This window comes from Plantactinospora endophytica, from assembly GCF_016862915.1.
GTDB lineage: Bacteria > Actinomycetota > Actinomycetes > Mycobacteriales > Micromonosporaceae > Plantactinospora > Plantactinospora endophytica.
Genome location: NZ_BONW01000016.1, coordinates 478,991 through 502,140, shown reverse-complemented (window position 1 = coordinate 502,140; position 23,150 = coordinate 478,991). Strand labels below are relative to the sequence as shown.

The 23,150-nt window shown below is 72.4% G+C and carries 19 protein-coding genes; 10 read left to right on the top strand and 9 right to left on the bottom strand.

The window, feature by feature from the left end:
• The first annotated feature begins 215 nt into the window (after window positions 1-215).
• From Pen02_RS18065 to Pen02_RS18050, 4 genes are all read left to right on the top strand, one after another.
• A complete protein-coding gene (locus tag Pen02_RS18065) occupies window positions 216-1,553 on the top strand; it encodes an asparaginase (RefSeq protein ID WP_203867212.1) in 1,338 nt (445 codons plus the stop codon).
• A gap of 201 nt (window positions 1,554-1,754) precedes the next feature.
• Complete coding sequence (locus Pen02_RS18060) at window positions 1,755-2,633, top strand: AfsR/SARP family transcriptional regulator (RefSeq protein WP_203867211.1); 879 nt, start codon at window positions 1,755-1,757, stop codon at window positions 2,631-2,633.
• Between the two features lie 419 nt (window positions 2,634-3,052).
• Window positions 3,053-5,998, top strand: a complete 2,946-nt coding sequence (locus Pen02_RS18055; RefSeq protein ID WP_203867210.1) for an AfsR/SARP family transcriptional regulator — start codon at window positions 3,053-3,055, stop codon at window positions 5,996-5,998.
• Window positions 5,999-6,163: 165 nt separating this feature from the next.
• A complete protein-coding gene (locus tag Pen02_RS18050) occupies window positions 6,164-7,537 on the top strand; it encodes a TrpB-like pyridoxal phosphate-dependent enzyme (RefSeq protein ID WP_203867209.1) in 1,374 nt (457 codons plus the stop codon).
• Window positions 7,538-7,768: 231 nt separating this feature from the next.
• Here the strand turns inward: Pen02_RS18050 and Pen02_RS18045 are convergent, their stop codons facing one another.
• The 3 genes from Pen02_RS18045 to Pen02_RS18035 all read right to left on the bottom strand — a co-directional run bounded on the left by Pen02_RS18045 (window position 7,769) and on the right by Pen02_RS18035 (window position 12,513).
• A complete protein-coding gene (locus Pen02_RS18045) occupies window positions 7,769-10,363 on the bottom strand; it encodes a DUF6493 family protein (RefSeq protein ID WP_203867208.1) in 2,595 nt (864 codons plus the stop codon).
• The gene (locus tag Pen02_RS18040) at window positions 10,360-11,697 is read right to left on the bottom strand and encodes an SWIM zinc finger family protein (RefSeq protein ID WP_203867207.1); all 1,338 of its coding nucleotides are present in this window, start codon (window positions 11,695-11,697) and stop codon (window positions 10,360-10,362) included. Before Pen02_RS18040 ends, Pen02_RS18045 begins: the two co-directional genes overlap by 4 nt.
• Window positions 11,698-11,895: 198 nt before the next feature.
• A complete protein-coding gene (locus Pen02_RS18035; RefSeq protein ID WP_239140913.1) occupies window positions 11,896-12,513 on the bottom strand; it encodes a response regulator in 618 nt (205 codons plus the stop codon).
• On the opposite strand from Pen02_RS18035, the gene Pen02_RS18030 reads away from it, so the two are divergent.
• Window positions 12,496-13,443: a sensor histidine kinase gene (locus Pen02_RS18030; RefSeq protein ID WP_239140911.1), complete on the top strand. Its 948-nt coding sequence runs from the start codon at window positions 12,496-12,498 to the stop codon at window positions 13,441-13,443. The genes Pen02_RS18035 and Pen02_RS18030 overlap by 18 nt on opposite strands.
• A 280-nt stretch (window positions 13,444-13,723) precedes the next feature.
• On the opposite strand, the gene Pen02_RS18025 is transcribed toward Pen02_RS18030, so the two are convergent.
• The 3 genes from Pen02_RS18025 to Pen02_RS18015 all read right to left on the bottom strand — a co-directional run bounded on the left by Pen02_RS18025 (window position 13,724) and on the right by Pen02_RS18015 (window position 16,956).
• A complete protein-coding gene (locus tag Pen02_RS18025; protein ID WP_203867204.1) occupies window positions 13,724-14,542 on the bottom strand; it encodes an enoyl-CoA hydratase/isomerase family protein in 819 nt (272 codons plus the stop codon).
• A 178-nt stretch (window positions 14,543-14,720) separates the two neighbouring features.
• On the bottom strand, window positions 14,721-15,881 hold the full coding sequence (locus tag Pen02_RS18020) for an epoxide hydrolase family protein (RefSeq protein ID WP_239140910.1): 1,161 nt from the start codon (window positions 15,879-15,881) through the stop codon (window positions 14,721-14,723).
• A gap of 190 nt (window positions 15,882-16,071) precedes the next feature.
• Window positions 16,072-16,956, bottom strand: a complete 885-nt coding sequence (locus tag Pen02_RS18015; RefSeq protein ID WP_239140908.1) for a fructosamine kinase family protein — start codon at window positions 16,954-16,956, stop codon at window positions 16,072-16,074.
• Window positions 16,957-17,271: 315 nt separating this feature from the next.
• On the opposite strand from Pen02_RS18015, the gene Pen02_RS18010 reads away from it, so the two are divergent.
• The gene (locus Pen02_RS18010) at window positions 17,272-18,105 is read left to right on the top strand and encodes a manganese catalase (protein ID WP_203867202.1); all 834 of its coding nucleotides are present in this window, start codon (window positions 17,272-17,274) and stop codon (window positions 18,103-18,105) included.
• A 109-nt stretch (window positions 18,106-18,214) separates the two neighbouring features.
• On the top strand, window positions 18,215-19,417 hold the full coding sequence (locus Pen02_RS18005; protein WP_203867201.1) for a putative manganese transporter: 1,203 nt from the start codon (window positions 18,215-18,217) through the stop codon (window positions 19,415-19,417).
• A gap of 182 nt (window positions 19,418-19,599) precedes the next feature.
• Here the strand turns inward: Pen02_RS18005 and Pen02_RS18000 are convergent, their stop codons facing one another.
• The 3 genes from Pen02_RS18000 to Pen02_RS17990 form a co-directional block, all read right to left on the bottom strand.
• A complete protein-coding gene (locus Pen02_RS18000) occupies window positions 19,600-20,010 on the bottom strand; it encodes a VOC family protein (protein ID WP_203867200.1) in 411 nt (136 codons plus the stop codon).
• A gap of 70 nt (window positions 20,011-20,080) precedes the next feature.
• Window positions 20,081-20,569: an SRPBCC family protein gene (locus tag Pen02_RS17995; protein WP_203867199.1), complete on the bottom strand. Its 489-nt coding sequence runs from the start codon at window positions 20,567-20,569 to the stop codon at window positions 20,081-20,083.
• Window positions 20,566-20,922 carry an ArsR/SmtB family transcription factor gene (locus tag Pen02_RS17990; protein ID WP_203867198.1) on the bottom strand — a complete coding sequence of 119 codons (357 nt, stop codon included), beginning with the start codon at window positions 20,920-20,922 and terminating at the stop codon, window positions 20,566-20,568. Before Pen02_RS17990 ends, Pen02_RS17995 begins: the two co-directional genes overlap by 4 nt.
• Before the next feature lie 132 nt (window positions 20,923-21,054).
• Between Pen02_RS17990 and Pen02_RS17985 the strand changes: the two genes are divergently transcribed.
• The 3 genes from Pen02_RS17985 to Pen02_RS17975 all read left to right on the top strand — a co-directional run bounded on the left by Pen02_RS17985 (window position 21,055) and on the right by Pen02_RS17975 (window position 23,079).
• A complete protein-coding gene (locus Pen02_RS17985) occupies window positions 21,055-22,077 on the top strand; it encodes an SMP-30/gluconolactonase/LRE family protein (protein ID WP_203867197.1) in 1,023 nt (340 codons plus the stop codon).
• Window positions 22,078-22,238: 161 nt separating this feature from the next.
• Window positions 22,239-22,694, top strand: a complete 456-nt coding sequence (locus Pen02_RS17980) for a helix-turn-helix domain-containing protein (RefSeq protein ID WP_239140906.1) — start codon at window positions 22,239-22,241, stop codon at window positions 22,692-22,694.
• The gene (locus Pen02_RS17975) at window positions 22,687-23,079 is read left to right on the top strand and encodes a DUF4180 domain-containing protein (protein ID WP_203867196.1); all 393 of its coding nucleotides are present in this window, start codon (window positions 22,687-22,689) and stop codon (window positions 23,077-23,079) included. The genes Pen02_RS17980 and Pen02_RS17975 overlap by 8 nt, the downstream gene beginning before the upstream one ends.
• Window positions 23,080-23,150 lie beyond the last annotated feature (71 nt).

Here is a 23,150-nt window from a genome sequence, read left to right as displayed (position 1 = left end):
GTCCTGGGTAGCCCGCCGGACCGGCCGGGTTCACCTTCCGGGGCCGGATGTGTCGCTGCTCACAGCCGGGTCGGCTGATCCGTGATCAAGAAACGATCAAACCGGCAGCTACCGCCACGCATCATTGATCGAATACCGACGATGGATCGTGCGCGTTCCGGAAGGCGGCAACAGGAAATGATCTTGTAATGCCGAGGAAAACCCGGACTCGGACGATGCCCGGTACTCCCATCCCCGAACCGGAGGTCACGTTGTCCAGCCTTTCCGATCGGCTCCGGCCGACACCCCGGCGCCTCTCCGCCGTACTCGTTCCGGTCCTCACCGCAGCCCTCGCCGCCACCATCGTCTCCGTCGTCGACCGGTCCTCCGAACCGACGGCGGTGGCGCTGCCGCCGATCAGCGGCGCGGTCTCCGGCGTCACCGGAGCGACCGAGATCCGCAGCGTCGCGTACACCCAGGCGGTGGCGGCGGCGAAGGCGAAGAAGCCCAAGGTCACCGTGATCGGCACCGGCGGCACCATCTCCGGCGTCGCCACCTCCCGGAGCAGCTTCACCGACTACCAGTCCGGCCGGATCGCCATCGGTGACATGGTCGCCCGGCTCCAGCCGGAGATCGGGCAGGTCGCCGACGTCTCCACGGTGCAGTTCGGCAACAAGGGCTCCGGCGGCTACACCATCGCCGAGTTCCACGCCCTCACCCTGGCCGTCGAGACGGCACTCGACAAGGCCGACGCGGTGGTGGTGACCAGCGGCACCGACACCATGGAGGAGTTCGCGTACTGGCTGGACCTGACCGTGCAGAGCCGCAAGCCGGTGGTGATCACGGGTGCCATGCGTCCCTGGGCGGCGGTCACCCCGGACGGGCCACAGGTGATCGGCGCCGACGGGCCGGCCAACCTCTACAACTCGATCGTGCTGGCGGCCAGCCAGTCCACCTACTGCTACGGCACCGTGCTGCTGCTCGGCGACGAGTTCCACGCCGCCCGGGACGTGACCAAGACCAGCTCCTACCGGATGGACACCTTCCAGACCCGGGAACTGGGCGTACTCGGCTGGGTCGACGGACCGAACATCAAGGTCGGCCGGGCACCGGCCCGGGTCGAGGACTGCGACGCGAAGAAGCGCTGGCTGACGCCGTTCGACCTGTCGAAGGTCGCCCCGACCGCCGTACCCAGGGTGGAGATCGTCTACGGGTACCAGCAGGCCGGCGGCGAGGCAATCACCGCCTTCGCGGACGCCGGGGTCAAGGGCATCGTCACCGCCGGTACCGGTGCCGGTGGCATCTCCTCGGCGCAGAGCAGCGCCCGGACCGCCGCCGCGGCGAAGGGGGTCGTCTTCGTCAGCACCACCCGGACCGGCTCCGGCTCGGTCTACGGCGGCAGCACCAGCGCGCCGATCATCGCCGGGGACGACCTGCTGCCGCAGAAGGCGCGCCTGCTGCTGATGCTCGGCCTCGCCTTCGCCCCGACCGACGTGGCCCAGGTCCGCACCTGGGTCACCACGCTGGGCAATCCCGAGTGGAACACCACGCCCAAGGGCAGCCCGAAGAACTGACCGGGGTACGGCGGTGCCGGGTGGACAGTGCGCTCCGCCCGGCACCGGAGCCGGCGTCGATCGCGACCTGGCCGGTCCACCATCCCGGTCATGGCGGCCAGGCTCACACCCGTTGCCGTGCCGACTCCCTGGCCGGTGGCCGGACCGGTCGGAAGATCGACGGAAGGCGGGCGGAAAGCGTGCTGGCGCAGGCTCGGTCGCATGTCACTGCCAGTCAGCCGGACCGGCCTGCGGCTGCGATTCGCCCTACTCGGCCCCGTCCGCGTGTGGCGGGACGGCAGGCCGGTACGCGTGCACGGCGCCCGACCACGGACCCTGCTCACCGCCCTGCTGCTCGAACCGAACCGGTCGGTCTCCCTCGACCACCTCACCGAACTGATGTGGGACGGTACGCCGCCGGCCTCGGCCATCGCCAACCTGCGGACCTACGCCACCCGGCTGCGGACCAGCCTGGGCGGCTCGCCGGAGGCCGGACGCAGCCGCCTCACCACCACCAGCGGCGGTTACCTGCTCCGGGTGGGCCCGGACGAACTGGACCTCCAGGTGTTCACCGAACGGCTCCGGCTGGGACGTGCGGCGCTCGCCGGTGGCGACCCGGCGCAGGCGGTGACGCAGTTGTCGGCCGCGTTGTCGCTGTGGCGCGGCGACGCCGCGAGCGACGTACCCCGCAGTCCGGTGCTGGCCGCCCGGCTGGGCGCCGTGGAGGAGGCGCGGCAGCTCGCGATCGAATGGCACCTGCGGGCACGTCTCGGGATAGGCAGCAGCGAGGAACTCGTCGGCGACCTGCGCCGGCTGACCCTGGTGTATCCCACCCGGGAGACCTTGTGGGCGCAGCTCATGCTGGCGCTGTACCGGCGTGGCGACGTGGCACCGGCGCTGGCCGCGTACGGCCGGGCGCGGGCCGCGCTGCGGGACCAGTTGGGCGTGGAGCCCGGACCGGAGCTGACCGCCCTGCACCGGGCCATCCTGAACCGCGATCCCCGGCTCGGCTCCTCGCCGCACTGGTTGCCGTGGACCACGTCGGACGGTCCGCACTGCGCACACTGTCACCGGCCGGTCGAGCCCGCCCGGCCCACCTGATCCGCGCCGGAGGCGCCGCTGGACCGGTGATGTCACCGGAGCCGACCCGTACCAGACATACCGCAGCCTGCGGCCCATCCGGCCGCAGGCTGTCGGCGCGTGCCGGCGGGCGGCCCCGCGTCGGGGCGTGGGTTGCCGAGATGCGCCAGAAGAGGTACGCCGGGAACGCAACCTTTGGTTCGCGCTAATTGTGGACAGTACGTCGGGCCGATCCAGCGAACCCGACGGCGCGGTGCGGCACACCTGCACCATCGGGACCCGAGATGCGGAGGGGGCATGGCAGGCCGTCCGACCAAAGCGGGCAGCTCTCCTCGGTCCGGCCCGGCCGCCACCCCCCTCCCATGCGCTGCCCCGAACGGTACGGCGTACACATACACCGGCCATGTCTGGCGAATACACCATGATCGACGGGACACGAGATGCGCTTCCAAATTCTGGGCCCGGTGCAGGTGGAGCACGACGGCCGCCCGGTGGCCGTGGGCCGGCGCCGGGAGCGGTGCCTACTCGGGCTGCTGCTCCTGGAAGCGGGCCGGCCCGTGCCGATCCACCGGCTGGTCGACCTGCTGTGGGCCGGCGATCCGCCCGACACCGCGCCGGCCGTGCTCAGCACCTACGTCTCCCGGCTCCGCACCGCGCTCAACGCCGCCGGCGACGGCAGCGGTGAGGTGCTCGTCCGGCGCGGCGACGGGTACGCGATCGAGGTCGACGCCGAGGCCGTCGACGCGCACCGGTTCAGCCGGTTGGTCGAGCAGGCCCGCTCGGTCAGCGGCGCCGGCCGGGCCGACCTGCTCCGTCAGGCGCTCGGCCTGTGGCGCGGCACTCCGCTGGCCGACGCGCCGGAACCGCTGCGGGACCGGGTCTGCGCCGGGCTGGAGCGGCTGCGCGGGTCGGCCACCCTGTTGCGGATCGAGACGGACCTGGCAATGGGCGGTCACGAGGAGTTGCTCGGCGAACTGACCGAACTGGTCGAGCGCGATCCGTCGGACGAGGTTCTCGCCGGTCACCTGATGGTCGCGCTCTACCGCGCCGGGCGTCGCCAGGACGCGCTCCAGACGTACCACCGGGCTCGGCAGCGGCTCGCGGACGAGTTGGGCCTGGACCCGGGAGCCCAGCTCAGCGACCTGGCCCGGGCCATCCTGCGCGGCGACCCCGTGCTGGACCTGGACCCCGCCGACGAGGACGCCCCGGCCGGTCGGGACGACGATGCCGGGTTCCCGCCGTCCCGAGGTGACCTGCGGGCAGGCCCGTACGCCCGGGTACCGCCGTCCCGGCCGGTGGTGCCGGCGCAACTGCCGCTGAGCCTGCCGGTGTTCGTCGGCCGGCACGCCGAACTCGACCGGCTCGACGCCGTGCTGCTGCCGGCCGCCGACCCGCCGTCCGGACTTCCGGTCGCGGTCGTCTCCGGTACCGCCGGAGTGGGCAAGACCGCGCTGGCGGTGCAGTGGGCGCACCGCCGCGCCGAACGGTTCCCCGACGGTCAGTTGTACGTCGACCTGAGCGGCTTCGCGCCGACCGGATCGCTGCCGCTGCGGCCGGACCAGGCGGTCCGCGGCTTCCTGGGCGGGCTCGGGGTTCCGCCGCAGCGTATCCCGGCGGACCCGGCCGAGCAGGTGGCGCTGTACCGCACCCTGGTCGCCGGGCGGCGGTTGCTGGTGGTGCTGGACAACGCCGCCGACGCCGACCAGGTCCAACCGCTGCTGCCCGGCTCCCCCGGCTGCGGCGTGCTGGTGACCAGCCGCAACCGGATGAGCGGTCTGGTGGCCACGGTGGGCGCCACCCCGCTCGCCCTCGACCTGCCGCAGGTCGCCGAGGCCCGGCAGTTGTTGGCGCGCCGGATCGGCGCCGACCGGGTGGCCGCCGAGCCGGAGGCGGTCGACGAGATCATCTCCCGGTGTGCCCGGCTGCCGCTCGCCCTCGCCCTCGCCGCCGCGCGCGGCACCACCCAGCCCGGGTTTCCGCTCCGGGCGCTGGCCCGGGAACTGCGCACGGCCGACGGCCGGCTCGACGGATTCGGCGACGGCGATCCGGGTACGGACGTCCGGGCCGTCTTCGCCGGCTCGTACCACACCCTGACGGCTCGGGCGGCACGACTCTTCCGACTGTTCGGCCTGCACCTCGGCGCGGAGATCGGTGTCAGCGCGGCGGCCAGCCTGCTCGGCGAGCCGGTCGCGGCGGTACAGCCGGCACTGGCCGAGCTGGCCCGGGCAAACCTGCTGGTCGAACGCTCCCCGGGCAGGTACGGCTGCCACGACCTGCTCCGCGCCTACGCCGCCGAACTGGTCCGGGACCGGGAGACCGAGCCGGAGCGGCAGCAGGCGGTACGGCGGCTGCTCGACCACTACCTGCACGCCGCGTACGCCGCCGCCCGGCTGACCCATCCGCACCGGGACGAGATCGCCACCGGTCCTCGGCTGCCGGGGGTGACCGTCGAGGCGTTCGCCGATCCCGAGCAGGCGCGTGCCTGGTTCGCCACCGAGCATCCGGTGCTGCTCGCCCTGCTCGGCCGGGACGTCGGGGTGGACCTCGGGGTGGACTCGTCGCACGCCTGGACCCTGGCCTGGACGCTGGCGCCCTTCCTCGACGAGCACGGCCACTGGCACGATCTGGTGACCGTACTGGAGGGTGCGCTGGCCACCGTCAGCCGGCTCGGCGACCGGCCGAACCAGGCGTACGCGCTGCGCTATCTCGGCATCGCCTACGTCCGGCTCGACCGGCACGAGGACGGACACACGCATCTGCGCCGCGCCCTGGCGCTCTTCGCCGAGTTGGACGACCCCGTCGGCCAGGCACAGGTCCAGCACAACCTGGCCCTGGTGGCGGAGCAGCAGTCGCGGCACCGGGACTCGCTGCGGCACGCCCTCCGGGCGCTGGAGCTGTTCCGGGCGGCGGGACACCGGATCGGCCAGGCCCGGGCGCTCAGCTCGGTGGGTTGGTGCCAGGCCCAGCTCGGCGACTACGAGCCGGCGCTGACCTCCTGCTATCTGGCCCTGGCCGAGCAGCAGGAGCGGGGTGACCGGCCCGCCGAGGCGCACACCTGGAACAGTCTCGGGTACGCCCACCGGCATCTCGGCCAGTTCACCGAGGCGATCGCCTGCTACCGGCGGGCTCTCGACCTGTTCCGCCGGCTCGGCAACCGCCCCGCCATGGCCGACACACTGGTCTGGCTCGGCGACGCGCGGTATTCCAGCGGCCGGTCCGAGACGGCCCGCCGCGCCTGGCTGGAGGCGGTGGACATCCTCGACGACCTCCGCCGTCCGGACGCCGCTCGGGTGCGGGCCCGGCTACGACAGGTCAATTCCGCCGCCTTCACGTACAACTCCCCGTACGGCGGAAACCGGCTCGCGGTGGCGCCGGACCGGTCGTGACCACCCGGCGACCCGCCGCACCACCGTGGCGGGTGCACCGGCCCGTACCCGTGGACCGATACCGTCCGACGTCCCGACCGGCGCCTCGGGCGACTCGGCCCGGTAGGACGGTGCCGGTAGGACGGTGATGGACATCGTCGGGCCCGGCGGGTTCAATTCGTGACCATGGGTGAGCCGAGCAAGATTCTGCTGGACGAGTCGGAGATGCCGCGCCGCTGGTACAACATCGTGGCCGACCTGCCCGCCGCACCGCCGCCGGTGCTGCATCCGGGCACGATGGCCCCGGTCGGTCCGGACGACCTGGCAATCCTGTTCCCGATGGAACTCATCCGGCAGGAGGTCACCACCGAGCGCTATGTGGACATTCCGGAGGACGTACTCGACGTCTACCGGTTGTGGCGGCCGTCCCCGCTGTACCGGGCGCACCGGTTAGAACGGGCGCTCGGCACCCCGGCGAAGATCTTCTACAAGTACGAGGGTGTCTCGCCGGCCGGGTCGCACAAGCCGAACACGGCGGTGCCGCAGGCGTACTACAACGCGGCGGCCGGGATCCGTCGGCTGACCACCGAGACCGGCGCCGGCCAGTGGGGCACCGCGCTCGCCTTCGCCTGTGCGCAGTACGGGTTGGACTGCGAGGTGTGGCAGGTGCGCGCCTCCTACGACCAGAAGCCGTACCGGAAAATCATGATCGAGACGTTCGGCGGGGTCGTCCATCCGTCGCCGTCCGAGCTCACCGGGGCCGGCCGGGCGGTGCTGGGCCGGTACCCCGACTCACCCGGCTCGCTCGGCATCGCGATCTCCGAGGCGGTCGAGATGGCCGCCGGCAGCCCGGACACCAACTACGCGCTGGGCAGCGTGCTCAACCACGTACTCCTGCACCAGACGGTGATCGGCGAGGAGGCGATCGCCCAGTTCGGTAAGGTCGGGCTGACGCCGGACGTGATCGTGGGCTGCACCGGCGGGGGTTCCAACTTCGGCGGGCTCGCGTTCCCGTTCCTGCGGGAGAAGCTGGCCGGCCGGATGGACGTGACGATCCGGGCCGTCGAGCCGGCGAGCTGTCCGTCGTTGACCAGGGGCGTCTACGCGTACGACTTCGGCGACACCATCGGCCGGACCCCGCTGATGAAGATGCACACCCTCGGACACGACTTCATCCCCGACCCGATCCACGCCGGTGGACTGCGCTACCACGGGATGTCGCCGCTGATCTCGCACGTCTACGAGCTGGGGCTGATCGAGGCGGTGGCGAAGGGTCAGCGGGAGTGCTTCGAGGCGGGGGTGCGGTTCGCCCGTACCGAGGGCATCGTGCCGGCCCCCGAACCCACCCACGCGCTGGCCGCCTGCATCGAGGAGGCGTTGCGGTGCAAGGAGACCGGCGAGGAGAAGGTCATCCTCACCGCGTTGTGCGGGCACGGGCACCTGGACCTCGCCGCGTACGGCGCCTATCTCGCGGGTGAGCTGGTCGACCACGAGCTTTCCGAGACGGACCTGCATGCCGCGACCAGCACGTTGCCGGCGGTACCCGCCCCCTCGGCGTAGCCCGTCAACGGACCCGTGCCGGCCGCGCTTCCCCGGCCCTGTCCGATGTCGCTGCCCCGGCAGCCCAGGCGTCCGGAGGTGTCGGCAACACTCCGCCGGTCCCGAGCCGAGGCGGAGCGGGCCGTGCCCGGGCCGAGGCGGAGCGGGCCGTGCCCGGGCCGAGGCGGAGCGGGCCGTGCCCGGCGTCCGGAGGTGTCGGCGGCCGTGTTCGGCCGTCCGGGTGTCGGGCGGCTAGCCGGTCGCCGGTACGGCCGGATGGTCGAGCACGGTGGCGAGGCGGCGGGCCTCGGTGAGCAGCCGGCTCGATCCCCGACGGGCGGCCAGCTCGGTCAGCCCGGGGACGGTGATCGGCACCCCGGTGGCGGTCGCCGTCTCCGCCGCCAGGGTCAGCAGGTCGGGTGTGCCACGGGGTGGCTTCGACGCGGCCAGCAGCGCCGGCAGCGCGGCGGCGAGCAGTCGCCAGGCACTGAGCCGGGCACCGGCCAGCACCAGATCCCGGAGCGGCTCGACCACGCGGGCCAGGGTGACCGTCCCGCCCACCGCCAGTTCGCCGAGCTGCCGGCCGACGGACGCGGCGTCCAGCTCACCGGCGGCGGCGAGGGTCAGCAGGGCGTCGACGGCGGCTACCCGGTCGACCGGGTGCCGGGCGGCGAGCCCGTACGCCAGAGCGAGGTCGAACGCCACTCCGCCGGTACCGGTCGCCTCGGCGAGCAGCGGCAGCACCTCGGCGCCGCCCCGGATGTCCTGGTCGGCGGCGCTGGCGACGGCGGTCAGCGCGTACGCGGCGACCAGTCCCCGGTAACCGGGCAGCACCGTCGGCCAGAGCGGGGACCAGCTCGCGCAGTGGTTGTCGAACCGGACCACCCGGCCGGTGAGCAGGCCGAGTGGATCGTCGAACGACCCGGCGCCGGAGCCCGCCGCGCCGACCTCGACCTGCACCCGCTGGGTCGGCATCCGGTAGTCGCGGGAGTGGTAGGAACTCACGTGCCTGAACCTGACCGTGACGGTCCGGAACGTCGGCTGCGGCAGCCCGCCCGAGCGGAGCCAGGCGGCGAGCCGGTCCCCGCCCGGGGTGCGCAGCGCCGAGGCGCGTCCGGCCAGGTCCTCGTCGACGCCGGGCGGCAGCCGCAGCAGCGCCTGGGTCAGATCCCAACGCCACGGGTGCTGGTCGCCGAGCGCGGCCAGCCGGTCGTACAGCACGGACGGGTCGAGGGCGCCGTTCGTCGCGGTGGGCGCCGCGAGCAGGCCCGCCCCCCGGGACTTCCCGAGGTAGGTGCCGATCTCGGCGATCCGGACCCGGAGCAGCCGGTGTGCCGGGGCGACCCGTGGGTCACTGGCCAGTTGGGACTTGTGTGCTGCCGCGAGCAGGTTGGCCCACCAGGCGCGCAGCGCACTGGTCCGGACCGGACCGGCGGCGGCGCGCAGCAGGTCGTCGACCGGACCGTGCAGGCAGGACGGCGACCAGCGGTGTTCGGCGGCGCCATGCCGTGCGAGTACCGGCGTCAGGGCCCGGGTCACTCGGGGCTGGTCGGTGCCGGTCAGCCGGGTCACCGCGTCGAGCACCCGCTCCAACGGCAGCGCGCGCAGGCCCGTGCCGAGCAGGCCGGCGACCTCCTCGGCCAGTTCGTCCGGGTCGGTGATCGGCGGCGGAAGCGGCGGCGGTGCCGGGACGGGCGGCAGATCGTCGCCGGACCGCACGACCACACCGGCCGATGCCGATGCCGATGTCGGTGCCGATGTCGATGTCGATGTCGATGTCGATGTCGTCCCGTGCTTCGCTGCGAGCGCGGCGGCCCGGTCCCGCAAGTCGACCGCCGGGTGCCCGGCCGCCGTGCCGAGTACGTCGACGATCTCCGCCGCCCGCGCGGGATGTTGCCGGGCGAGCTGGTCCAGCCAGCCGAGCTGGGTGCGTACCAGTCCCTTCTCCGGGCGGGTCAGCACGGCTCGGGAGGTGTCGAGCAGCTCGTCCAGTTCGAGGTCGATGTCGACGCGCAGCGCCTTCTGCGCCATCGACGCGACCGGTCCCGGGCCGTCGGCGAGCAGCCGCAGATAGTCGCCGGACCGTTCGGCGCGCTCCGCCGGAGTCGGTGCGAGCAGGTCGTGCAGTACGACGAACGGGCGCAGCGCGGCGGCCCGGTCGCCCCGGACCAGCCGGTCGACGCAGCCGCCGAGCAGCACCGCCCGGTCTATCCGGCCCTCGGCGGCGAGCCGGACCAGGGCGTGTGGCAGGGCCATCGGCGTACGGGTCCGGTGGTCCTCGAAGCCGAGCCGGCCGCCCAGCCCGTCGACCTCGAAGAGTCGGGGCAGCAGCGGGTCGAGGAACGGGTCGGCCCGCAGCCGGTCGACCAGCGGCGCCGCCCGCGCCCACTCGGTCGGCCAGGACATCTCGGCGAGCCACCCCTCGACGAACCGGTCTCCGGCCGGCGGAGGCAGCTTCTCCTCGGCGAACAGATAGGCGACCAGGCCCCAGCTCTGCGGCGGAGTCCCGCTGAGTCGGTCGGCCAACCGTCGGGCGAGGTCGGGAAGCCAGTCGATGCCCCGCTGCCGGGCGGTCGCCACCACCGGCGGTCCGGCCGCCATGTCGACGTCGACCGTGCGCCGGCCCAGCACCTCGGCCGCCTTCGCCGCGCTGGGCAGGCAGCCCACCGCCGCCACCGCGAGCGCCGCCGCCTCCCGGCCCGACCACGAGTTGTCCCGGAGCCGCCGGACGAAGGCGACCAGCTCGACGCCGAGCTGCCGCCGCGCCGGCTCGGGCAGCCCGGCGAGCGCGTTGGCGACCGACTCGACCTCACGCCGAAGGATGAGGTCGAAGATGCTCCCGGTCACGCCGGCACCTCCGGCTGGGCGCCGGCCGTCATCGACACGGCCAGGGCGTGCCGGCACGGCCCGCGCTGCCCCCGGTGCCGGACCCACCAGGGACAGGAGCAGGTGTACCGGCCGTCCGGGGAACTGCGTACCCGGTAGACCTCGGCACCGCTGCGTACCGTCGCGGCCGTCGCGTCGAGTTCGACCGCGCCCGCCTCGACCAGCGCCCGAGCGCCGACCAGCCGAGGGTTGTCCCGCTCGGCCCGGCCGGCGTCGTACGGCAGCACCCGGTGGAAGTACGCCGCCCGCGACACGTCGAAGCCCACCCGGCCGGCGGTGCCGAGCTGCACCAGGGCGGCCCGCACCCGGGCGGCGTCGAGGCCGGCCGCCTCGGCGAGGGTGTCGACCTCGATCGTCGGATCCCAGGCGAGCAGGGTACCGATCAGCTCGGCATCGTCGACGACGTCGTCACCGGTCAGCGCGGCAAGGCTCGCCCCCTCGCCGGAGAAGCCACGGTACGGCTCCGGCGAGAGGGTCAGTGACAGCCGCAGCTCACCGGTGTCCAGCTCCCAGGTGCTGGGCAGCGGCGGGGAGCCGGCCGCGACGGTCGGGCCGTACGCCCTGAGGGTCTTCGCGTAGCGCAGCAGCCCGTGCAGCGTGCCCAGCCGGTCGGCCCCGGCCAGGCAGACCGCGCCCGGCACCGGCCGCCCGGTCAGCCGCATCGACCGCCCGGCCGGCACCGCCCAGAGCACCGACCGGGTTCCGGCACCGGGGAGGCGGCGCAGGAACGCGGTCGCCTCGGCGACCGGGATCTCGGCCCTCGGCTCGAAGGTCGCCGCCAGGACGTGCACCTCGGCGAAGCCGCGCAGCCAGCGGCCTGGCAGCGGGACCTTCTTCTCCACCACCGGACCGTCCAGAGTGGAGACGGTGAGATCGTCCGGCCCGACCGACAGGTGCAGCGGGTCGAGTCCGCCGACCCGGGCCAGCGCGGCCCGCAGCGGCGGGTTGACGTCGACGTTCGTGGTGCCGTGCGCGACGATCTCCCCGTCGATCCCGGCCGGCAGCGCGTCGAGCCGGGCGTAGACGCCGGCACAGCCGGAGAAGGACTCGAAGCGCAGCCGGTCCCGGCTGCCGGTCACCACCGGGTCGAGGCTCGCCGGGTCGGCCGGCCGGTAGTAGCGGCTGCGGGCGACCTCGGCCACCGCCAGCAGGCCGGCGGCGGCGGCCCGGGGCGTGGTCAGGAACCCGGAGAAGAACCGGGGATTCGCCACCGGCCCGCCGCTGGTCTGTAGGGCGAGACCGTCGGGTCGGAGCACGGAGGGGCCGAGATACCGGTACGTCTGGACGGCGGTCACGGCAGCGGATGCTACGTGGCCGTACCGACATCGGACCGGTGGCTCGGTGCCGTCGGTCGAACCCTGGGGCACCGTGCCCGTCGAGGGCGGCTGGGTGGTGTGGGCAGCGCTCGACACCGGCCAGCCGGCTCGTCGTCGATGCTTCGCGGAGCGGCCTCACAACAGACCGGCTCGTTGTCGATGCGCTGCGGAGCGGCTTCACAACAGACCGGCGTTGCCGGCCACGGCGGCGGCCTCGGTACGGCTCGACACCCGCAGCTTGCGCAGCAGGGACGCCGTCAACCGCTTCACCGTACGTTCGGAGAAGTTCAGCTCTTCGGCAATCTCCACCGTGCGACGGCCCTTCGCAATAAGCTGCAGAAGACGGCGTTCCTCCTCGTCGAGTACGGCCGTCGCCGGTGGTCCGTTGTGTGCCGGACGGAGCAGGGCGGCGAGCAGGCCGGCAGGAAGCACCGCCCACCCGTCCAGGATCGCCAGGAGCGGTGGCAGCAGTTCGTCGGGCTCGCTGCTCTTGGGCAGGTAGCCCTCCGCGCCTGCACGCAGGGCCTGCACCATCAGCTCGGTCTCGTCGAGACCGGAGATCGCGACGATCCGTACCCGTGGCGAGGTTCGCCGGATCGCGGCGATCGCCCGAACACCGCCCGGCGGCGGCATGTGGAGGTCGACCAGCGCCAGATCGGGCACGCTCCGCCGGACCACGGCGGCGGCTGCCGAGGCGTCCCCGGTCGAACCGACGATCCGCGCCCGCCCCTGGGTGCTGCCCGGAAGCAGGAGTTCGAGACCACGGACGAATAGGGGATGGTCATCAACCACCACGAGGCGGAGGGCTGCGGATCCGGACACCCGGTCGCGTTTCCCGTTCCGCGCCCGATCATGCCCGTCCGGCAGCAGACCACCCATCTCGCCGGTATCCGGACCCGACGGGCCCGCCGCCCCGGAGCCGTCCACCCCGGCCGGCGGCCGTCCGGCGTCGTCGGCACCGCTCGGTTGTCCCGGTTCGCCGATGGCCGCGTCGTCCGCCGGGTGTGGGACTCGATCGATCCCCGGTACCGGCCGGCCGAGCCGCCACGATTCTCCGCCGGGGACGAACAGTCGCTGCTGCTGCGGATGTTCTGCCACGAACTGCGTACCCCGATCGAGTCGTTGCGCGCGTTGACCCGAGCCCTCGCCGAGGAGCCGCAGCCGCTCGGCCCGGCCGGACGACGGGACATCGCCGCACTCGCACAGGAGCATGCGACACACCTGGCCGACCTGTGGCAGCAGACGGTGTCGGTGGTGCGGAGCCTGGCGGAGCCGGTCGACCGACCCGTTCCACTGCGTCAGGTGCTGCCGATCGCGACCGCGACCGCGCCGCCGCACCGGTTGACGGTCCGGCTGTCCCGCAATGCCGGTGACCGGCTCGTGCCCGCCCACCGGGTCCGCCAGATCCTGGTCAACCTGGTGGGCAACGCCCTGCGGCACGGCCCGCCGGACGGCCGGGTACGCGTCTGCGCCTCGGTCCGGGCCGGGCTGCTGGTCCTGACCGTCGCCGACCAGGGACGGTCCTGCGGTCCCCTGCTGGCCGCGTTGCGCCGGTCCGCGCCGCCGCCCGGGATCGGCGGACTCGGGCTCTGGATCGTGCGACACCTGGTCGCCGCCGAGCACGGCACGATCACCGCCTACCGCAGCACCGACGGGATCGCGGTACGGGTATGCCTGCCCGCGCCGCACCGCCGCACCCGCGCGGCAAACACCGACGTCGACTGACGTCCGGGTACGGCAGTGATCCGTACGACCTGCCCACCGCGACTGATCTCGTCCACACCGAGTACCGCGTCTGCCGTACGTCACTCGCCCGGACGTGCCGGTCAGCACCCAGGCCAGCTTCGTCGTCGAGGCAGGCCGCCCCGGGGGTACAGACGGACACCGTTTCCTCCTGACCCCACCCGCTTACCGGTGGCAGCGGTCCCCTGCCGCCGGCGGCACCCCCTGGCCGCCGGTATCCGTCCGGTCGGCGCCCGACAGGCCGGCCGAACTCGGTCAGGGGCTAGAGCTCGACGGAGCGGGTTCCGAGGCGCTCCTCGAGGTCGCCTGACTGCTGTAGGCCGGCCGCGAAGGCGCTCTTCGCCCAGTTCTGGTACCGCGGCGTGCCGAGCCGGGCCGCGAAGGAGTCGGACTGAGGTGGGAACTCGCTGTCGTCGGGGAGGGTGATCGCGTTTACCCAACCCTTCAGGTCGGCCAGTGCCGAGCGGTCGACTGTGGCGACCCGGCTGGCGAACGCGGTGACGAACTCGTCGAGTTGTACGTCCGGGACGGCGCGGTTGACGTAGCCGTAGCGTTCGGCGAGGTCGCCGTCGAAGTCCTCGGCGCCGACGAGGATTTCGAGGGCGCGGCCTCGGCCGACGAGACGCGGCAGGCGGGCCGGGGCTCCGCCGCCCGGCGGAACGCTGCCGGCGCCCATCTCGAACTGGCCGATCAGGGTACGCTCCCGGCTGGCGAACCGGATGTCGGTCGCGAGCAGGAACTCGCTGCCGGCCCCACGCGCCCGGCCGCGGATCTTGCTGATCGTCAGGACGGGAAGCCTGCTCAGTCGCACCATGATGTCGACGAAGGGCTGCTGTCCGGTGACCGGTGGCGGCTGGTCGGCCAGCGCCGACAGGTCGTCGGCAAGATCCCAGTGCGCGATGAAATAGTCGGGGTTTGCGCTTTCGAACACGATGACGGTCAGCTCGGGGTCGTTTTCGGCGGCGTCGAGAAGTGCGCGCATTTCGATGACCATCTGTGCGCCGAAGACGTTGACCGGTGGATTGTCGAGCGAGACGCACCAGAACGACGGCGACTTTTTCGTGAGGTTGACCTGTGCCATGCACGAAGTATGTTGCAAAACAACGGTCAAATTAGGCTGAATTGTTTACAGCAAGCCAGAAGAGTGTGGGGGTACGCCATGAAGACTGCGGTCCGACCGCAACAGGGAGATGTGCGCCCGACCGTGGCGGGCGCGTAGCAGCCGTCGGGTGGACGGTCTTTCGGGTGCGGCTGTTCCTTCAGCGGACCAGCCGGAAGAATGCCCGTAGCTCACGGACGAAGGTGTCGGGCTGTTCGAGGGCGGGGAAATGACCGCCCCGGTCGAGTTCGTTCCAGTACCGGATGTCGGTGTACCGGCGGGCCGCCCAGCGACGCGACGGGCGCGGTACGTCCCTCGGGAAGACGGAGCACCCGGTGGGCACGGTCACGGTGTCCGTCGTGGCCGACCGGAACCATTCGGCGACCTGTTCGAAGCTCTCCCAGTAGAGGCGGGCGGCAGAGGCACCGGTGGCGGGCAGCCAGTAGAGCATGACCGCGTCGAGGAGTTCGTCCATGCTGACCACGGTCGTCAGGTCACCATCGTGGTCGGTCCACGACCAGTACTTTTCGGCGATCCAGCCACAGAGCGCGGCGGGCGAGTCGACCAGGGCGTAGCCGATCGTCTGCGGTTTGGTCGCCTGCTCTGCCGAGTAGCCGGATTCCCGATCCTGCGCGTCGCGCAGCGCCGCCAGGCTCTCCCGCTCGACCTGGGTGAGAGTGTCGAAGGTGGCCGGGTCCGGGGCCGCGATCGGCGGTACGGGGTGGATCCCGACGACGTGTTCCGGATCCTGCTGGCCGACGGCGGTGGTGATGCTGTTGCCCCAGTCGGTCCCGTGCGCGCCGTACCGCCGGTAGCCGAGCCGGGCCATCAGTTCGGCCCAGGCACCGGCGATCCGTGACACTCCCCAACCGGGGCCGGTCGGCTTGTCGCTGAACCCGTACCCCGGCAGGGTCGGCAGTACGAGGTGAAAGGCGTCCGCCGCGTCACCGCCGTACCGCACCGGATCGGTCAACGGGCCGACCACCTTGAGGTATTCGGCGAGTGAACCCGGCCAGCCGTTGGTGAGGACCAGCGGTAACGCCTCGGGGTGCGGCGAGGGCACGTGCACGACGTGGATGCCGAGCCCGTCGATCACCGTCCGGTACTGCGGCAGGGCGTTCAGCCGCGCCTCGGTGACCCGCCAGTCGTACTCCTCCGCCCAGTACCGGCACAGCTCCCGCAGGTACCGGATCGGCACTCCCTGGGACCAGTCCGGCACGGTCTCCGGCTCCGGCCAGCGGGTCGCGGCCAACCGCCGCCGCAGTTCCACCAGCTCGGCCTCCGGAACGTCGATCCGGTACGGAGTCATCTCCTCGGTCACCGTTCTGCTCTCCGTTCGTGCTGCCGCCGGTACGGAAACGGCTGGCTGGCTGACGCCGACCAGCGACCGTTCGCCGCGACCGTCACATAGCCCTGGCGCCGATGCTAGATCGCATAGCCGGCTTGCCGCGCCTCACCCGCAACGGCCCAACGTCCGTTCGGTAGCCCCGGTCAACCGTGGCGCCTCGGGCTCAGGTTCGCGTCCGGAATGGCGCAAGGGTGGCACGGATCTGGTCGGCCGCGCCCCAGTCGTCGTCGAACTGGGCCAGCACGGCGAGGTGTTGTCGCAGTTGGAGAATCGGCATGCGGGTCTGCCAGCCGCTGTCCAGTGAGGTCAGCTCCGCGTAAACGTCGAAGAACCGTTGCGCCTCGGGCGGTGGTGAGGTGGACCAGACGTGGGCGAGGTCGACCTCGGCCCACAGGTAGGACACCGCCGGATCGATCAGCGCGGGCTGCCCGTCCGTACTGGCCAGGATGTTCTGTGCCCACAGGTCGCCGTGCGTCAGGCAGGCCGGCCGGTCCGGCAGCAGGTCGGGCAGCCGATGACACAGGCGCTCCAGTGCCGCCCGGTCTGCGGAGTCGAGTGCCGCCTCGACGCGGGGCTCTCCCAGCCACCGAAGCAGCCGGTGCTGCGCGAAGAAGGTAAAGCCGTCGTCGTCCCAGGTGTTGAACTGCCGGCGGCGGCCGAGCCAGTTGTCGCGGTGCCATCCGAAGCGAGGGTGGGTCGTGCTCGTGTGCAGGCCGGCGAGCATGTGCGCGAACCGCTCCCAGAAGGTCTCGCCACCCGGCCTCGGTCGCAGTACCGACAACACCAGCAGTTCCGGGCCGGCCAGGATCACCTCGGGTGTCGTCACGCCGCCGAGCTCGCGCAGGGCGGCCAGCCCTTCGGCCTCCGCGACGAAGACGTCGTCGGCCGGCGCCTCGACGAACGCCTTGACGAACACCGACGGCGCGTCGCGGCGGGTGGCTATCCCGGCGAGCGCGGCGACTCCGCCCGTCGCCGGCTCCACCGTGACGACATCGCGCATCCCCGCCCGGAGCAGGCACTCCAGCAGGAACGTCGTCGAGTGCGGCACGACAGGCTCCTCCTCGTCCGGTGCTTGTTCGCGCAGGATCTTATGTGACCGGCAGTCGATCATCGCCGCAGGAACGACCTCCGGGTGCGGCGACCTGGCCCCAGACGTCGAGGGACACAGACCGGCCCCGGACGGCGAGAAACACGGACCAGCCCCAGACGTCGAGGAACACGGACCAGCCCCAGACGTCGAGGGACACGGACCAGCCCCGGACGTCGAGGGACGCCGGCTGACCCGTCGGGGCCGCCTGCTGACCCCGGCGGGCCAGCAGGACGGGTAGCCGGGCACGGATTTCCACTTCCGTCAGGAGGCGTCGTGTTCAGTCACGTCAAGGACCTTCAGTTCGAAGCCAAGCCGGATGCTCCCGACGCCGCCTTCGCCCGACGCCTCCAGGAGGTGCTCGGCGGCAAGTGGGGCGAGATGACGGTCGCCACCCAGTACCTCTTCCAGGGCTGGAGCTGCCGCCTGCCCGGCAAGTACAAGGACCTGCTGCTCGACGTCGGCACCGAGGAGATGGGGCACGTCGAGATGATCTGCACCATGATCGCCCGGCTGCTGGACAGTGCCCCGCTGTCCCTCCAGGAGGCGGCGGCCGAGGACAACCCGATGCTCACGGCGATCTACTCCGGCTCGAACCCGGCGCACTTCATCCACTCCGGCGGCGGTCCACTGCCGGTCGACAGCAACGGGGTGCCGTGGAACGGCTCCTTCATCACCGCCAGCGGCAACCTGCTCGCCGACTTCCACCTCAACGTCACCGCCGAGGCACAGGGGCGGCTCCAGGTCGCCCGGCTGTTCCACATGACCGACGATCCCGGCGTCAAGCAGATGCTGCGGTTCCTGCTGGCCCGGGACACCATGCACCAGAACATGTGGCTCGCCGCGATCGAGCAGCTCAAGGAGGACGGCATCGAGGAGATGCCGGTCCCGGAGGCGTTCCCCGACGCCGAGCAGGAGAACAGGTTCGCGTACCAGTACCTCAACTTCTCCGCCGGGGAGGAGGCCGCCGAGGGACGGTGGGCCGCTGGCCCGAGCCCCGACGGCAAGGGTCAGTTCAACTACCAGGCGAGCCCGACGCCGTACGCGCCCGCGCCCGAACTGCCACCGGGCGATCCGCGCCTGCACGGCACACCGCCGCCCGACGCCTGACGGCGGTAACCGACTGCCCTGTCCAGTCCCACCACGCCTGTCCAGTCCCGCCACGTCGGTCCGTCCTCACGGTGCCGGACCGGCACGGGCCAACCCGGAGGACGAGTACATGATCGAATTGCTGGTTCGTCCGTTGGCGGACGCGTTCATGCAGGTCGGGGTCTACGTCGCCGTCATGGTCGCGCTCTTCGGCTGGCTGCGCTGGCGGTACGGCGACCGGGTCACCGACGGGCTCACCCGCCGGCCCCGGCTCGGCCCGCTGGTCGGCGCGCTCCTCGGCGTCAGCCCCGGCTGCGGCGGGGCGATCATCCTCATGCCGCTGTACGCGCGCGGAAAGGTCTCCTTCGGGACGGTCGTGGCCGCCCTCGCGGCGACCATGGGCGACTCGTCCTGGGTCGTCATCGCCGCGAACCCCGAATTCGCGCTCAAGATCCACGCACTGCTCTTCACCGTCGGGCTGGCCACCGGGTACGCCGTCGACCTGCTCGGCATAGACCCGGCCAACGCCGTAGCGGGCCGGACGTGGCGATCGGCGTGGCGGCGTGCCGAGACCCCGGTGCCCAGCGCGAGCCTGCCGACCGGAGCCAGGCAACCGTGCCCCGTTGCCCCGGGTGGTGCCGACAGCCGACCGGAGCCGCTCGGCAACCACCCGGTGTCGGCGACGCTGGCCGTGCCGACGGCCCCGGACGCGGCCCCCGGACGCTCCGCCCGGATGTCCCTGGCCTTCTGGGGCCTCTCCACGCCGGCCTTCCTGGTGTCGGTACCGGTCGTGTTCCACGCCGTCGACCCGCAACGCCTCACCGGCGCGCTCGGCGGAATCGACCCGTACCTCGCGCTCGGCTGCTGCGGAACGCTGGTCGCGCTGCTCATCTTCGCCGCCGGAAAGGGTCGGTTCGCCGACGACACGGTCGCCACCGCCACCCCGGCCAGCCGGCGGGAGGCGATGCGGCACAGCGCGCACGAAGCCTCGTTCATCACCGTCTGGGTCGCGGTCGCCTACCTCGGCTGGCAGGTGCTCAGCAGCACCACCGGCTTCGACGGCTCCCAACTGGCGCTCGCCGGAGCGGCCGGGGTACTCGTCGGCGCGCTGATCGGACTCGTACCCGGCTGCGCCGTACAGATCGTCTTCACCGGCATCTTCGTCAGCGGCGGCCTGCCAGTGACGACACTGGTGGCGAACGCGATCAGCCAGGACGGGGACGCCCTGATCCCGCTGGCGGCACTGCGCCGCCGGGCCGCCGCGACGGCAACCGTGATCACCACCATCCCGGCCATCCTGGTCGGGCTGGCGCTCCTCGCCCTGCTCGGCTGAACGGGGAACATCCGTTCGCTGCCACGACCTCTCGGCTCCCCCCCTCTCGCCGTCCCTCCCGGCGGGCCACGCCGGCCGGCCCTCGCCCTCGCCCGCCGCTGCCAGCAGCCCTCGGCCGGGGGCCGGCCTGCACCGGCGCGGTCACCGCGTTGGGCGGTCAGGCCCAGAAGGTCAACGCACCGCTACCCCCGGGCCGAGATCTGCTGCACCGCCCAGCCGTTGCCGTCCGGGTCGTTGAAGAAGACGAATCCGACGTTGTCCAACGGCTCCCCGGTCGGCGACGGATTCTCGCCCAGCACCTGGATCTCGCTGACGTCGACGCCCCGCTCGACGAGTTGGTCGCGGGCCTTGACCAGGTCGGCGACGACGAGTTGCAGGCCGCGCAGCGACCCGGGCGGCGGCAGGTCCCGGACGACCCCGGTGCCGATCACCACCGAGCAGCCCGAACCCGGCGGGGTGAGTTGGACGATGCGTACCTCGTCGTTGATCCGGGTGTCGTGGTCGACGTGGAAGCCGAGCTGGTCTGCGTAGAAGGTCTTCGCCCGGTCCACGTCGGAGACCGGGACGACCACCACTTCCAGGGTCCAGTTCACGGTGACTGCCTCTCTGTTTCGACATCGGTGTCCCGGTACCGCCCTGCGCGGCGTCGGGTCGAACGGGTTCTCAGCGGGCGTCGGCCAGCTCCACGAGCAGTTCGTCCAGCCGGCGGTAGCCCTGGGTCACGCCCCGCCGCATCGGATAGCGGAGCACCCGGTCCCGGCCCTCCGGGGTGGCGTACCGGATCGTGCTGGTCAGGGTGGTGACTCCGGCGTGCTCGACGAGCCGGTGACTGATCAGGGTGTCGCCGGGGTACGACTGGTCGTCGTACCGCTCGGTGTAGACGAGCTGCCGGGGCGGCTGGATCACCTGGTACGTCCCACCGTGCGCCTGCTCGGCGCCGCCGGGGCCCTGGGAGACGAACCGCCAGGCGCCACCGACCCGCAGGTCCGTCTCGCATTCGACGAGTTGCCAGCCCTGTGCTCCGAACCAGCGGCGGAGCAGCTCGGGGCGGGTCAGCGCGTCGAAGACCAACCCGGCCGGGGCGTTGAAGGCCCGGGTCAGCACGATCTCCCGGTCCGACGGGGTGGTCACGGTCAGCTCCCGGCCGCTCATCGCCGTTCCCCGGTCCGGCCCTCGTCGCCCTCGGCCTGGAGTTCGGCGAGCAGCCCGTCGAGTCGCTGGTAGCTCTCCGCCCAGTAGGCGCGGTAGTTCTCCAGCCAGTCCAGGGCGGCCTTGAGGGGTTGCGCCTCCAGCCGGCAGGGCCGGCGTTGCGCGTCCCGACCCCGGGAGATCAGCCCGGCCCGCTCCAGCACCTTGAGGTGCTTGGAGACGGCGGGCTGGCTCATCCGGAACGGCGCGGCCAGCTCGGTCACGGTGGCCTCGCCGACGGTCAGCCGGGCGAGGATCGCCCGGCGGGTCGGGTCGGCCAGGGCCGCGAAGGTCGCGTCGAGCAGGTCAGCAGGCATCTCTTTGGTAACCCCTCAGTTCTATAACCATGTGGTTTATATCGTCGGTCGGTCGACACCGTCAAGCCGACCCACCGGTGCGTCCAGCATGGACGAACCGGGTCACGACCTTCCGGACGGATACCATGGGACATGGCCAGACCACGGATCGATCCCGTCGTGTGGCGACCGCCGCAGGCACCGGCCCGGTCCCGCCAGGGCCACGGCGCCGACCCGATGCCCCCGGTCCTCCGGCACGCCGTGCCCGGCCCGGGGCCCGAGGACGTGGCGATCGACTCCGCCGGCCGGCCCTACACCGGGCTCGCCGACGGCCGGCTGGTGCGACTGTCGGCGGACGGGACGCACCCGCAGGTGGTCGCCGAGACCGGCGGCCGGCCGCTCGGCATCGAGGTGGACCGGGACGACCACCTGGTGGTCTGCGACGCCGTACGCGGGCTGCTCCGGGTCGAGCCCGACGCGTCCCGGGTGCGGACGCTGGTGGCCGCTGGCACCCCGGTCGGGTCGGCGCCGCTGCGACTGTGCAACAACGCGGCGGTGGGCGCCGACGGCTCGATCTGGTTCAGCGACTCGTCGCAGCGCTTCGAGTTGCCGTACTGGAAGGCGGACCTGCTGGAACACTCCGGCACCGGCCGCCTGCTCCGGTGGCACCCGGACGGGCACACCGAGGAGGTACTGACCGGGTTGCAGTTCGCCAACGGGGTGGCACTGGCCGCCGACGAGTCGTACGTGGTGGTGGCCGAGACCGGGGCGTACCGGTTGACCCGGGTGTGGCGCAGCGGGCCGCGTACCGGCGAGGTGGACCGGTTGGCGGAGAACCTGCCGGCCTTTCCGGACAACCTCGCCCGCGACGACGCCGGGCTGCTCTGGATCGCGATGGGGTCGCCCCGGAACGCGCTGCTGGACCGGGTCTCGCCGTGGCATCCGGCCGTGCGCCGGGCGGTCTGGGCACTGCCGGACCTGCTGCAACCCAAGCCGGCGAACACCGCCTGGGTGCAGGCCGTGGACGCCGACGGCCAGGTCCGGTACGACTTCCAGGCCACCGTGCCGGGCTTCTCGATGGTCACCGGGGTACGCCGACACGGCGACACCGTCTGGCTCGGCAGCCTGCACGGCGGAGCGGTCGCCTCGTTCGACCTGCCGTCCCGGCGGGACTGAGCCAGCTTCGACAGGGGCCACCTGCCCGTTTCCCGGCCCGGCACGTCGCCGGGACGCTGGTCACGGAGACGACGCTGTTCACCGAGAGGTCGTCGCCGCACGGAGTGACGCCGGCAATAAACTTCCCTATCAGTCCCCTGTTCGGGGTAGGTTAGGTGCTGATGGGTAATGACATGTATTCGGTCGAGCAGGTCGCCGACCGGCTCGGCCTGCATGTCCGGACCGTGCGCGGCTACATCCGCTCCGGCCGGCTCAGGGCGGTACGGATCGGCAAGCAGTACCGGGTCGCCCGGGCCGATCTCGACGCGCTGACCGGTACGCCGGACCCGGCCCGGCCCGACGTTCCCGTGGCGGCGGAGGTGTCGAGCATCGTGCAGGTCGACGGCATCCATCGGCACGGCGCCGACCGGCTCGGCACCCTCCTGCTGGCCGCCGCGAACACCAACCACGACCCCGCGAACCCGTTGCGGGTGCAGACCCTCCACGACGAGGAACGAAGCCGGATGAAGGTCGTCATCATCGGTGGCGTCGCCGCCACCGCCGAACTGCTGCACCTGCTGCACGGCGTACTCGACGGCGACGACAGCCTGCTCGGAAAGGAAATCGGCGATGCCTGACGTGATCGAGGAGCGGGCCGGGGTGACGGTACTGGTCTGCGATCCGGCCGGCCCGCCGGTGGCCACCGTGCAGGACGCGCTCGACCTGATCGGCGCGGCGTTCCTCGGTGCCCAGGTGGTCGCGGTGCCGGCGAGCCGACTGGCCGACGACTTCTTCTCCCTCGGTACCCGGTTCGCCGGCGAGGTCATGCAGAAGTTCGTCAACTACCGGCTGCGGCTTGCCGTGCTCGGCGACATCTCCCGACACCTCGCCGCCAGTTCGGCGCTGCGCGCCCTGGTCCACGAGTCGAACCAGGCCGAGCACGTCTGGTTCGTCGCCGACCTCGACGCGCTCGACGAGCGGCTGCGCGCCTCGGCCGAGCAGTCCGGCCGTCGACCGGGCTGACCGGAACATCCCGGCGCCGCCCCGCCGGGCCCGCCGGGCCGTCCCGGACGCGCTGCCCGGTGTGATACTGA